Below are 12,627 nucleotides of genomic sequence, written 5' to 3'. Positions count from 1 at the left end.
GAGCCATGCGAGTTGCCTACATCCTCAAGCGCTATCCCCGATTTTCTGAGACCTTTGTGGTGTCAGAGATTTTGGCCCACGAAGCCGCCGGGTTAGACATCGCCATCTATGCCCTCCGCCCCCCGCTGGACAGCCACTTTCAAGACATCATCGCGCGGGTAAAAGCGCCCGTGACTTACCTGACCACCAAAGATCTGCGGGGCAGCAAGTTTTGGCAACTGCTGCAAGAGGCGGCGGCGGTGCTGCCCGGCTTTTGGGCCAAGTTGCCCCAGGCCCAGGGGGAGGATTCGCAGGATCTATGTCAGGCGATCGCCCTATCCATGTCTGCTCAGTCCCAGGGCATTACCCATTTCCACGCCCACTTTGGCACCTCGGCCACTTCGGTGGCGCGGCTGGCCAGCCTGTTCAGCGGCATTCCCTACAGCTTTACGGCCCACGCCAAAGATATCTACCACCAGGAGGTGCAGCCGGAGGACATGGCCCGCAAGCTGGCCGATGCCAAAGGTGTGGTCACCGTCAGCGACTACAACCTGCAATTTCTTCAGGCGCAGTATGGCCCGGCGGCGGCGCGAGTGCAGCGGGTCTACAATGGCATTGACCTGAGCCAGTTTGCTTACCAACCGCCCCAAAATCGGCCTGCCAAAATTGTGGCGGTGGGTCGCCTGGTGGAAAAGAAAGGCTTTGGTGATTTAATCGCCGCCTGCGAACTGCTGGCCCAGGGGCAAGTTGATTTTCACTGCCAAATCGTCGGCCATGGTGAGTTGGCGGAGGATCTCCAGCAGCAAATCGACGCAGCGGGTTTACAGCCCTGGGTGGAACTGGTGGGGCCACGCCCCCAGACCGAGCTGAGGGCGATCGTGCAGGGAGCGGCGGTGCTGGCGGCCCCCTGCGTGGTAGGCCGCGACGGCAACCAGGACGGCCTGCCCACGGTGCTGCTAGAGGCCATGGCCCTGGGCACCCCCTGCGTTGCCACCGATGTGACGGGCATTCCCGAAGTGCTGCGCCACGGCGAAACCGGCCTTCAGGTGCCCCAGCACAACCCGGTGACCCTGGCCGCCGCCCTGGGCCACCTGTTGCGAGACAGCGCCCTGCGGGTGACTCTCGCCGCCGCCGCCCGCCGCCAGATCGAGGCCAACTTCGACATTCACCGCAACGCCGCCCAGCTGCGGCAGTTGTTTCAGCCCCAGGTGCGGCCAGTCTCCCAGCCCTTAGTCCAACCTGCAATCCAGGAGGTGCGCCCATGAAGATTGCCTACGTCTGCGCCGATCGCGGCGTCCCGGTCTTTGGCTGCAAAGGCTGCTCGATTCATGTGCAGGAGGTGGTGCGCGCCCTGGTCAACCAGGGCCACCAGGTGACCCTCTTTGCTGCCCGCCTGGGAGGCGAGGCCCCCACCGACCTGGCGCAGGTGCCCGTCCACCGCCTGCCCAAGGTGCCCCAGCACGACCCGGTGCAGCGAGAACAGGCGGAAATGGCTGCGAACCTCGACCTGCGCTTTGCCCTGGAAACCGCTGGGCCCTTTGACCTAGTGTACGAACGCTACTCCCTGTGGAGCGTGAGCGGCATGGAGTACGGGCGCGATCGCACCATCCCCAGCATCCTCGAAGTCAACGCCCCCCTGCTCCAAGAGCAGGCCCAATACCGCCAGCTGATCCACACTGAGCAGGCCCAGCGCATGGCCCAGCGGGTCTTTGCCACCGCCACTGCCCTGGTCGCCGTCTCTGAGGATGTGGCCACCTACCTGGGCACCTTTCCCCAAGCCGAGGGCCGCGTCCACGTCATCCCCAACGGCGTCAACGTCGATCGATTCCACCCCACCCCGCCCTCTCAGAACGGGCGCACGGCGGTGCGCCCCTACACCATCGGCTTCCTCGGCACCATGAAAACCTGGCACGGTCTGCCCATTCTCGCCGAGGCATTCACCCAGCTCCACCGCCACTGCCCCCAGGCTCGCCTCTCGATGATTGGCGACGGCCCCGCCCGCCCCGCCATGGAGCAAACTCTAAAGGAGCGGGGCCTGGGGGCAGCGGTGACCTGGCACGGGCGGGTTTCTCCCCAGCAAATCCCCAGGTTGCTGGCGGCGGTAGATGTGGCGGTCGCCCCCTATCCCCAGCTGGAAAACTTTTACTTTTCACCGCTGAAGGTCTACGAGTACATGGCGGCGGGGCTGCCCGTGGTGGCCAGCGATCTGGGCCAGCTGCGGCAGATTATTCGCCCCGGTATCGACGGTCTGCTCTGCCCGCCGGGGGATGCCGCCGCCCTGGCCGATCGCCTACGACAGCTAGAGGCTCAGCCCCGCCTGCGACAGCGCCTGGGCCGAGCGGCCCGCCAGACGGTGGTGGAACACCACAGCTGGGATCGGCGGGTCAGGGAGATTTTGGCGGTGGCCCAGCGAGATAGTGTTCAGCGAGCGGTGGGCTAATGGGGCGATTACAGGTTTGACCCACCCCGCCCTTCGGGCACCCCTCCCAAGGAGGGGACAGCGGCATCCCCAACCGAGGTTCCGTAAGGTTCATCCACTCATCCACCCCCTGCCCCCCACCCATCCACTCCCTCACATTCCCCCATGGCACGACCCCAAAAACTCACCGAAATCGCCCCCGGTCTGTGGCAGATTGTGCGCCGCTTCTGGCCCTACATTCGTCAGCAGTGGGGGCTGGTGCTGGGCGGGCTGACGGCGCTGCTGGCCCAGGTGGGGCTGCGGCTGCTGGAGCCCTGGCCGCTGAAGTTTGTGTTTGACGAGGTGATCACCTCGACGCCCAACCGGGGGCAGTCGGGGGTGCCCTGGGTCGATGCCCTGTCGCCCACGGCATTGCTGTGGGGCAGTGCGATCGCCCTGGTGGCCTTCACCGGGCTGCGCGCCCTGGCCGACTATTGCAGCACTGTGGGCTTTGCCCTGGTGGGCAACCGGGTGCTGACCCAGGTGCGCAACGACCTGTACCAGCACCTGCAAAATCTGTCGTTGAGCTTTCACAACCAGGCCCGCAGCGGCGACCTCACCATTCGGGTGATCAGCGATGTGGGCCTGCTCAAGGATGTGGTGGTGACGGCTTTTTTGCCGATGGTGGGCAACACGCTGATCTTGATCGGCATGGTGGGGCTGATGCTGTGGCTGCACCTGGAACTCACCCTGCTGGCGCTGGCCACGATTCCGCTGTTTTCGCTGACGACGGTGCGCCTCAGCCGCCGCATCAAAGAAGTCTCGCGCAAGCAGCGTCGGCAGGAAGGGGCGATGGCCTCCACCGCCGCCGAGGCCATAGGGGCGATCAAGGTAGTGAAAACCCTGTCACTGGAAAAAATCTTTGCCCAGACTTTTTCGGGCCACAGCCAGAAAACCCTCAGGGACGGGGTGAAGGCCAAGCGTCTGGCAGCCCAGCTGGAGCGATCGGTGGATTTGATCATTGCCCTGGCCACAGCCCTGGTGCTGGGGCGCGGGGCGCACCTGGTCACCCACGGCAGCCTGACGCCGGGAGATTTACTGGTGTTCATGGCCTATTTGAAGAACGCCTTTAAGCCCGTGCGCGACTTCGCCAAGTACACCGGGCGGCTGGCCAAGGCCACGGCGGCGGGGGAGCGCATCCTCGACCTGCTGGATCAGGTGCCAGAGATTGTCGATCGCCCCGATGCCCGCCCGGCCCCCAGCTTTGGCGGTCGGGTGACGTTTCGGCAGGTGCAGTTTGCCTACGAGCCAGGCCACCCGATTCTCAAAGACATCAGCTTTGAGGCGTTGCGAGGGCAATCGCTGGCGATTGTGGGGCCGTCGGGCAGCGGCAAATCGACCCTGGCCAGCCTGCTGCTGCGCCTCTACGAACCCAGCGCTGGGCAGGTGTTGATCGACGGGGTGGATATTCGCGAGTACCAAGCGGAGTCGCTGCGATCGCAGATCAGCGTCGTCCTGCAAGACAGTCTGCTGTTTGCCGCCAGCGTGCGCGACAACATCGCCTACGGCAACCCCCAGGCCAGCGACGACGATATTCTGGTGGCAGCGCAACTGGCCAACGCCCACGACTTTATTTTGCGGTTGCCCGAGGGCTACGACACGGTGTTGGGGGAGCGGGGGGTGACCCTCTCTGGCGGGCAGCGCCAGCGGATTGCCATCGCCCGCGCCGCCGTGCGCCACTCGCCCATTCTGGTGCTGGATGAGCCGACCACGGGCCTCGACAGGGACAACGAGCGCACCGTGATCGAGGCCCTGGGGCAGGTGGCCCAGGGCTGTACCACGCTGATCATCACCCACGATCTGGCCCTGGCCGCCACCGCCGATCGCCTCATCTATATAGAGCAGGGCGAAATTTTGGAGAGCGGCACCCACGCCGAGCTGTTGGCCCAGGGTGGCCCCTACGCCGCCCTCTACCAGCTTCAGGTGGCCCGTCGCAAACTGGCTGACCAGGAATCATTCCCGCCCCAGGGAGGTGCCTATGCTGTGCGCCGCTGATCTGGCCCTGGTGGAGCGCGATCGCCAGCTGCCCGGCCTGGCCACCCTGCTGGATGACGACGCCATGCTGGCCCGGCTGCGATCGGCGGGGTATGCGGCGGCGGCGATCGCCAGCACCTACCTGCGCTACAAGCCCCACACCAACTGCCTGGTGGCCTACACCGTGACCAGTCCGGGGCAGCATCAGCCCTGCTGCCTCTACGGCAAGGCCTATCCCCTGGATCGGGTCGAAAAGCTGGCCAAGTACCAGCGGATGGGTCAACGAGCAAGGGACAGTCATCTGCCGCCAATGGTGGTGGATGCGCTGGGGCTGGCAATTGCGCCCTTTCCCCTCGATCGCGAACTGCGATCGGTGGCCCAATTGCTCAACTCTGCGACCCGGCCCAAAGTGTGCCGCAAGCTGTTGGCCCTGGAGCCGGATGAGGCGATCGCAGGCGAAATCAGCCTGACAACCCTCAACTACAAGCCCGAGCGCCGCTATGTGGGCGGGCTCAACGTGGGGGCCGATCCATCCCAGCGCTGGGTGGTTAAAGCCTACACCCAGGACGACTACGACACCGCCCGCCGCAACAGCCGCGACATCTGCTCTGGCGAAGTGCTAGCGGTCGCGCCCCTGCTGGGCCGCAGCCACCGCTACCAGATGCTGGCCTTCCCCTGGGTGGAGGGTCAACCCCTGGAGACGGCCATGCAGGGCGATATTTCCACCGTTCACAGCACTCTGCAGCGGGTCGGGGTGGCCCTGGGCGAACTGCACCAGCAGCGGCTCAAGCGCCTGCAACCGATGAGCTGCGCCGCCGAAGCCCTGGATGTAATGGAGTTGGTCAGCGACCTGTGCTATCTGCAACCCAGCCTGGCGGGCCGGTTCAAATCCCTTAGCCGCGCCATTGCCGAGGGGCTGGTTCACCTGCCTCAGCAGTGGCACTCCACCCACGGCGATTTCAAGCCCGACCAGGTGCTGGTCAAGGGCGATCGCATCACCCTGCTCGACTTCGACCGCGCCGCCCGCGCCCACCCCGCCCGCGACCTGGGCTCGTTTTTGGCCCAGCTCGACTACCAGCACCTGGGGGGCTGCCTGGACGACCCACGCCGCCGCGCCGCCGCCGCTGGCCTGCTCCAGGGCTACGCCACCCAGGGCACCGCCCCCGATCCCGATACCCTGCGGCTCTACACGGCTCTGCACCTGTTTAAGCTTTTGCCCGAACCCTTCCGCTACCGTGCCCCCGACTGGCCTACGCGCATGGAAAAGCTGCTGCACCGGATTGAGGGGATTTTGCAGCGGGAGGAGGTGGGTGGGCGGTGTGAGGGGTGGGGAGTGGGGAGTGGGGAGTAGATGGGTGGGAGGGTGGATGAGTTTTGAATTTTGAGTTTTGAGTTTTGAGTTTGCGCTTTCTGTCTTCTGCCTTCTGCTTTTTGCCTTCCCCATGTCCCCAACTCCCCACACTCTCCTCTGTGACCCGGCGCTGGCGTTTTTGGCTCCGGCGCTTACCCCGGCCTGGGTGGGGTCTCGGCTGGGGGAGGTGTTGGGGCGATCGCTCTCCCTCCGGGCCATCCGTCCCCTGCGCCACAAGCTGGGGCGGCGGTGTTTGATTGCCTACGACATTGAGCTGGCGGGGGAGGTGGTGACGGTGGTGGGGAAGGTGCGATCGCGGGGGTTGGATCACCACAGCTATGAGCTGCAACGCAAGCTTTGGCACCACGGGTTTGAGGACGCCAGCGCCGACGGGGTTTCGGTGCCGGAGCCGCTGGGGGTGATGCCGGAGCTGCACCTGTGGTTGCAGCGGTGGGTGCCAGGGCGGGTGGCGACGGAATTGCTGCCGCAGGATGTGGGGCTGGCGGAACGGATTGCGGGGGCGATCGCCAAGCTGCACCGGGCAAACATTCCTGCCCGCAAGTGCCACACCCCTGCCGATGAAATTCGCATTTTGCAAGAGCGGCTGCCCCGCGTGGCCCAGATCCACCCCCAGTGGCAGGAGCGGATTGAGCACGTTCTCCAGGCCAGCGCCGCCCTGGCCAAGACCCTGCCCCAGGCCGCCACCACTGGCATTCATCGCGACTTTTACCCCGACCAGGTGCTGGTCAGCGGCGATCGCCTCTACCTGCTGGATCTTGACCTCTACTGCCAGGGCGACCCGGCGCTAGATATCGGCAACTTTGTTGCCCACCTGAGCGAGCAAAGCCTGCGTCGGTTTGGCCATCCAGATGCCTTTACCCAGCAAGAAACCGCCCTAGTGGAGGCATTCTGCAAACTGGACAGTCAGGTCAGCCGGGGGGCGATCGCCACCTACAAAACCCTTACCCTGGTGCGCCACATCTACATCAGCACCCAGCACCCCCACCGCCGCGCCACCACGGCCCCGCTGCTTTCCCTCTGCGAAGCCCGCCTGGCTCAAGGGCCGTAGCCCCCCAGCCAAGCCGTTTCCCCAGGCCCACAGGCGGAGGGACTGCGGCCACAACTCCCAGGGAATCCACTCCCTGGCTCATGGTGAACGCCTGCTTGAGCAGGCTGGGATAACCCGCCCTGGGGCGGGCGAGTTTGCCGTGGGCATTTTCTCCTTTGCTATCGATTCGAGAACCTGCCATGAACGCCCTTTGGCCCATCGCTTTATCGACCACCCTGCTCCCCGGCCTGGCCACCATGGATGCGGTGGCCTCGCCTGCGCCTCGGGTGACAGATCTGGCCCCGACCACCCTCACCCAACCGCAGCAGCAGCAGGTAGACTCCCTGCGCCAGCGCTACCGCTGCCCCCCGGACAACAGCGATGCCCTAGCTCAATTGGCAGCCCTGCGCCAGTGCCTTAGCGACGGCTCGGCCTCGGCAGCCGATTTGCAGTATGTCCAGCAGCTCTATGTAGAACTAGCTGCCGAGCAAGGGCAGCTTCAGAGCCGAGTCAGTGCCGTGGCTGCTGACTTTCAAACCCTGGCAGAACAACAGTTTTCTACCACCGCCCGCCTGGAGGGGGAGGCCGTCTTTGCCCTACTGGCCGCCAGCGGTGCCGGACGGGCTGACGACCCGGATGACCCCATCGACAGCAACCTCGCCTTTGGCTATCGGGCCAGGCTCAACGTGGTCGCCAGCTTCACGGGTGACGACCAGTTGCGGCTCAGGCTCCAGGCCCGCGACATTGCCGAACTGGAAGACGCCACCGGCACTCAAATGGCCAACCTGGGCTTTGATGGTGGCCCCGGCGAAACCCTGGAACTGTCTCGGCTGGAGTACGAAACACCCCTCACCGACAATTTAGAGGTGCTGTTTCAAATTACCGGCGGCGGCCTGGGGGATTTTGTGCCAGCGGTGAACCCGCTGTTTAGCGGCAGCGGCGATGGTTCGATCTCGACCTTTGGCCGCGAAAACCCGATTCGGCGGCTGGGCGGTGCCCCCGGTCTGGGCCTCAGCTATGACCTGACCGACTGGGCCAACCTGTCGGCGGCGGTGCTCACCCCCGACGCCTACGAGACGGATGTGGGCTTGTTTGAGGAGCAATTCAGCGCGATCGCCCAGCTCACCCTGCGCCCCAGCGACACCACCGGCCTAGCTTTTACCTACGTGCGCACCTACAACAGTTTGGGCACCGGCACCGGCAGCGAACTGGGCGAAGACCCCTTCGACGGCGACTCCGACGCGGTGGCAACCCATGCGATCGGGGCCGAAGTTGCCTGGGATCTGTCTTCCCAGCTCACCCTCTCAGGGCGGGTGGGTTACCTGTGGGCCACCGCCCAAGACCTGGACAACCAGCCCACCGCCGAGCTGTTCACCTGGGCCGCCAGCCTGGGGCTGCGAGACCTGGGCACCGAGGGCAGCCTGGGGGGGCTAATTGTCGGTACCCCGCCCCGCGTGCTCAGCAATGCCTTTGATGCCGATGCGATCGACCCCAACGCCGCCCTGCACTTAGAAGCCTTCTACCGCTGGCCAGTTAACGAATACCTCGCCCTCACCCCCAGCCTGATTGTGGTGATCAACCCCGAGCATGACAGCGACAACCCCACCCTCTACATCGGCACCATCCGCGCCACCTTCACGTTTTAGCTAATCCCCATAAGGGGCGGGCAGGCAAAGATCAGCGTATCAGCCCAGACAATCGCTGGCTGGGTCGATTACTAAACCATCATCAAAGATCGCCCAGCCGTCTCCGCTGATCAAGCTGTCATTTTTTAGTCATGGTTGGTTTATAGACTGCAAATGTTCCCTGGTTGACTTGGATCATTTCCTGGAGGCAGATGATGATAAATCGCATTGTGATAGGTGCCCTAGTGGCCGGTGGGATTGGGGCCGCTCTGGTACTGCCCAATCTCAGCCATGCCCAAACCACCCACACCGGTACCGTTGAAAAAGTGTGGGAAGATGGCTTTCGACTCAATACGGGCGATCGCACCCTCCGGGTCGATGCCTGGACTGTCTACGGCGACAGCACCGCCAGCCATATTTCGGTGGGCGATGAAGTGACCATCACAGGCGAATTTGAAGGTCGCGAGTTTGATGCCTCGACTATTGCGGGAACCGACTCTGGCTCTACTGCCCCCGCAGCCACATCAGCCCCGTCTGAAGCCGCAGCAGCAGGGGCTACCCCTCGCCCGGCTGCCAACACCGTCAGCGGTACCGTTGAGCGCGTGTGGGAAGATGGCTTTCAGCTCAATACAGGCGATCGCACCCTGCGGGTCGATACCTGGGATGTCTACGGTGACAACACGGCCAGTTACATTTCGGTGGGCGATCGCATCACCATGACCGGTGAATTCGAGAACGGCGAATTCGACGCCTCCACCGTTCGGCCCAATCCATAACCCTGGCTGGATCTCTCGCCCATGCGCATCCTGCTGGCCGAAGACGACCCCGCACAACTGGAACCCCTGCAGGCGGCGTTGACCCGCGCTGGCCATGTGGTTGATGCGGTTGAAGATGGCACCACTGCCCGCTGGCTAATGGGTGAAAAAGACTACGACCTGCTCATTTTCGACTGGATGCTGCCGGGAGAAGACGGCATTTCCCTGTGCCAGCATTACCGCCTGGCGGGCAAGGCAGCCCCCGTTCTGATGCTGACGGCCAAAGACACCACCGCCGATAAGGTCATGGGATTAGACGCCGGGGCCGATGACTACCTGGTGAAGCCCATAGATGTGGCAGAACTGCTGGCGCGAGTGCGTGCCCTACGACGGCGATCGCCCCTCTGGTGCGGCGATGTACTGCAAGTGGCTGACCTGGTGCTATACCTGGATACGATGCGAGTAGAGCGGGGCGATCATAGCCTCAAGCTCTCCAGTCGCGACTTTCAACTGCTGGAATATCTGCTGCGTCATCCCCGCCAAGTGCTCACCCACGACCAAATTGAGCAAGCCCTCTGGGAATGGGGCTCAGAACCAGAGAGCAACGCCGTCACCGCGCGCGTCAAACGACTGCGGCAGCGACTGCGCAGTTTGGAAACCGACACCTGGATTGAAACGGTCTACGGTGTCGGCTATCGTCTTGACCCTCCTGAGTCCTGAGCGATGGCAAACCTGGCCCAACGCCTGTTTCAGCCCTGGCAAAGCCTGCCGATTCGAGTGCGGGGAGCGGTGATTATTGTCATCCCAGTCAGCTGTATGTTTACGGCACTGTCGGCCTTTGCCTGGCTTAAGGCCAGCTTAGCCGAAGACGAAACCTGGATCCAACACACCCAAACCGTACGGCTCGAAACCAAATACCTGGTTAAGGCCTTAGTCGACGCTGAAACCGGCGTGCGCGGCTATGGCCTGACCCGGCAGGAGGAGTTTTTGGAGCCCTACCGCTGGGCTCAAAGCGAAATTCCCAGTTCCCTGAACCGCCTCGAAAGTCTGGTCAGCGACAACTCGGCCCAGGTCGAACGGGTGCAGGACATTCGCCAACTGGTGGAAGAAAACCTGGCCATTTTTCAGCAGAAATTGACCCTCAAGCAGGAACCCCAGCTGATTCCAGCGGAGCCCAGCACCCTGGTGCCCGCCACCACGCTCTACACCTGGCTGGAGGAGGGCAAAGAGACCATGGACGCCGCTCGCGACGCCATCGACCGCTTCATGGCGGAAGAAGACGCGCTGCTGGCCCAGCGGATTCAGCACCGTGATCGCTACCAGCAAGTGGCCTGGTTGGCCCTGTGCTTGCTGGTGGTGATGGGTACTCTGGCCGCCTATTTCGCCATCCACCTGCTCCACCAGCTAGAGCGAGAACTGGCTGACCGAGAAGCACATCTCAAGGCCACTAACCAGCGTCTAGAAAATGCCTGCAGCCAGCTTCAGCGGTTTACCGCCAACGCCTCCCACGAACTCCGCGCCCCTCTAGCTGCGGTGCTGAGCAATGCCCAGGTCGGTCTGATGGCCATAGATGAGGTTGACTTGGAGGATCCTGAACCCGATCTCCAATTCAACGACATCCGTCCACGTCTGGAAAACATCGTGAGTCTGACCAAAACCATGAGCACCCTGGTCAGTGAACTGCTGTTTTTGGCCCGCTATGAGGGATTGCTGGCTCCAGAAAACCTACAAACGGTCGATCTGAGCGATCTGGCGGCTCAGCTGGTCAGCGATTGGCAGAGCGAGGCCCAAGCCCACAACCTCCAACTCTCCTCGCAGTTGCCCGCTACCGCCGTCATGGTAAAAGCCGACGCCAATTTACTGCGTCAGGCGATCGCTAACCTCCTCAGCAACGCCTGTCGGTATACGCCCGCTGGAGGACACATTCAGCTTCGTTTACAGCAGCAGGAACACCAGGCCGTGATCGAGGTGCAGGACAACGGTGTCGGCATTCCCAACGAGTCGCTGCCGATGATTTTTGAACGGTTTTACCGGGTGGATTCAAAACGAACCAAAGCCTCTGGCGGGCTAGGCCTGGGGCTAGCCATCGTCCAACAAATTGTGCAGGCCCACCGAGGTCAGGTTGAGGTGACCAGCAGACTGGAAGAGGGATCAACATTTTCTATTTTCCTGAACTCGTTAGAGGAAACTCAGGAAATAGCGCTACGTGATTGCAAGATTCACATCTAGTTCATGACCCTAGAACAAGGCACTCCGTCAAACCACCTTAGCCCTGGTAATTGAACGACATCGTTGCCAACTTAACGGAGGAATTGGCGGCCCTGGCTGCTGCAGCTGATGTTCATCTCAGATGTCAACCTCCCAACCCAATAAGCTTTGGCCTGATTACAATGCACCACAGCTTCTGGCTAAGCCGAGCGTGCCCCTACAATGAGTTGAGCGTGTGTGAGAAGACAAGCATGGCTGGTGGTACATCCAAAAATTCAATCTATGCCGCATTGGGAGCCAACATCGCTATTGGTATTGCCAAGTTTGTCGGTGCTGCCATTAGCGGCAGCTCGGCCATGCTGTCAGAGGGTATCCACTCGGTGGTCGATTCCGTCAATGAGCTGCTGCTACTCTATGGCCTCAAGCAAAGCGAAGCGCCCCCAAGCGAGCAATTTCCTCTAGGTCGCGGGCAAGAACTATATTTTTGGTCGCTGATGGTTGCGGTGCTGATTTTTGCCCTGGGGGGTGGCGTGTCGATGTATGAGGGGTGGCACAGCTTTCAACACCCTGAGGTTGGCAACTATGCCTTGGTCAGCTATGTCGTGCTGGCCGCCGCTGCCCTGTTTGAAAGTTTAGCCCTAGCCGTATCTATTCGGGAGTTTAACAAAAACTATCCCCGCAAAGCTGAGGTTAGTTTATGGCAAGCCATTCGCGAGAGTAAAGATCCCAGCGCATTTATTGTCATTGTGGAAGATGCTGCTGCGCTGGTCGGGCTTGCCATTGCCTTTGGTGGAATTGTGCTCACCCAGATGTTCGACAATGCTCTCTATGACGGCGTTGCTTCCATCCTGATTGGGCTATTGCTCATCGTAGTCGCCACGCTGTTGGTCATCGAAACGAAGAGTCTACTGATGGGGGAAAGCGCTTCTATCGCGGTGCGAGACAGCATCAAAACCCTCGTCAAGGCTGACCAGGCTGTCTCTGATATGGGGCCACCGATTACCCTGCACCTAGGCCCTCGGGATATCATGCTGGCGATGAATATTGAATTTTGCGATCATCTCTCTGCCGATGAGATTGAAACAGCGGTATGCCGTATCGAGCAGAGCATTCGCGCCACCCATCAAGACGTGAAACGCATCTTTATTGAAGCTGCCTCTCTGGATGGAGTTGACTAAAAAATTAAGTGTGGAGCTGGTGCGATTGCCTAGTATTTGTAGGGCTAGGCG

10 protein-coding genes are annotated in these 12,627 nt (G+C 62.1%); all 10 read left to right on the top strand.

Going from position 1 to position 12,627, the window contains the following annotated elements; genetic code table 11:
* Window positions 1-5: 5 nt before the first annotated feature.
* The 10 genes from NF78_RS04225 to NF78_RS04175 all read left to right on the top strand — a co-directional run bounded on the left by NF78_RS04225 (window position 6) and on the right by NF78_RS04175 (window position 12,576).
* The gene (locus NF78_RS04225; RefSeq protein ID WP_035985010.1) at window positions 6-1,244 is read left to right on the top strand and encodes a glycosyltransferase family 4 protein; all 1,239 of its coding nucleotides are present in this window, start codon (window positions 6-8) and stop codon (window positions 1,242-1,244) included.
* Window positions 1,241-2,419 carry a glycosyltransferase family 4 protein gene (locus NF78_RS04220; RefSeq protein ID WP_035985009.1) on the top strand — a complete coding sequence of 393 codons (1,179 nt, stop codon included), beginning with the start codon at window positions 1,241-1,243 and terminating at the stop codon, window positions 2,417-2,419. Before NF78_RS04225 ends, NF78_RS04220 begins: the two co-directional genes overlap by 4 nt.
* Window positions 2,420-2,563: 144 nt before the next feature.
* The gene (locus tag NF78_RS04215; RefSeq protein WP_035985008.1) at window positions 2,564-4,432 is read left to right on the top strand and encodes an ABC transporter ATP-binding protein; all 1,869 of its coding nucleotides are present in this window, start codon (window positions 2,564-2,566) and stop codon (window positions 4,430-4,432) included.
* On the top strand, window positions 4,416-5,762 hold the full coding sequence (locus NF78_RS04210) for a phosphotransferase (protein ID WP_035985007.1): 1,347 nt from the start codon (window positions 4,416-4,418) through the stop codon (window positions 5,760-5,762). The genes NF78_RS04215 and NF78_RS04210 overlap by 17 nt, the downstream gene beginning before the upstream one ends.
* 91 nt (window positions 5,763-5,853) lie before the next feature.
* Window positions 5,854-6,831 carry a phosphotransferase family protein gene (locus NF78_RS04205; protein WP_035985006.1) on the top strand — a complete coding sequence of 326 codons (978 nt, stop codon included), beginning with the start codon at window positions 5,854-5,856 and terminating at the stop codon, window positions 6,829-6,831.
* A gap of 179 nt (window positions 6,832-7,010) precedes the next feature.
* On the top strand, window positions 7,011-8,456 hold the full coding sequence (locus NF78_RS04200) for an iron uptake porin (protein ID WP_156119639.1): 1,446 nt from the start codon (window positions 7,011-7,013) through the stop codon (window positions 8,454-8,456).
* 194 nt (window positions 8,457-8,650) lie between these two features.
* Entirely contained in the window at window positions 8,651-9,211 is a 561-nt protein-coding gene (locus NF78_RS32825; protein ID WP_072015965.1) for a DUF5666 domain-containing protein, read from the top strand.
* 21 nt (window positions 9,212-9,232) lie between these two features.
* Complete coding sequence (rppA, locus tag NF78_RS04185) at window positions 9,233-9,910, top strand: two-component system response regulator RppA (protein WP_035985004.1); 678 nt, start codon at window positions 9,233-9,235, stop codon at window positions 9,908-9,910.
* 3 nt (window positions 9,911-9,913) lie between these two features.
* The gene (locus tag NF78_RS04180) at window positions 9,914-11,419 is read left to right on the top strand and encodes a sensor histidine kinase (protein ID WP_052049764.1); all 1,506 of its coding nucleotides are present in this window, start codon (window positions 9,914-9,916) and stop codon (window positions 11,417-11,419) included.
* 50 nt (window positions 11,420-11,469) lie between these two features.
* Window positions 11,470-12,576, top strand: coding sequence for a cation diffusion facilitator family transporter (locus NF78_RS04175; RefSeq protein WP_263970542.1), 1,107 nt, complete (start codon window positions 11,470-11,472; stop codon window positions 12,574-12,576).
* Window positions 12,577-12,627 lie beyond the last annotated feature (51 nt).

It is taken from the genome of Leptolyngbya sp. KIOST-1 (assembly GCF_000763385.1).
GTDB lineage: Bacteria > Cyanobacteriota > Cyanobacteriia > Phormidesmidales > Phormidesmidaceae > Nodosilinea.
Note: the sequence above shows the minus strand (reverse complement) of the source record. Positions and strands in the feature narration are given on the sequence as shown.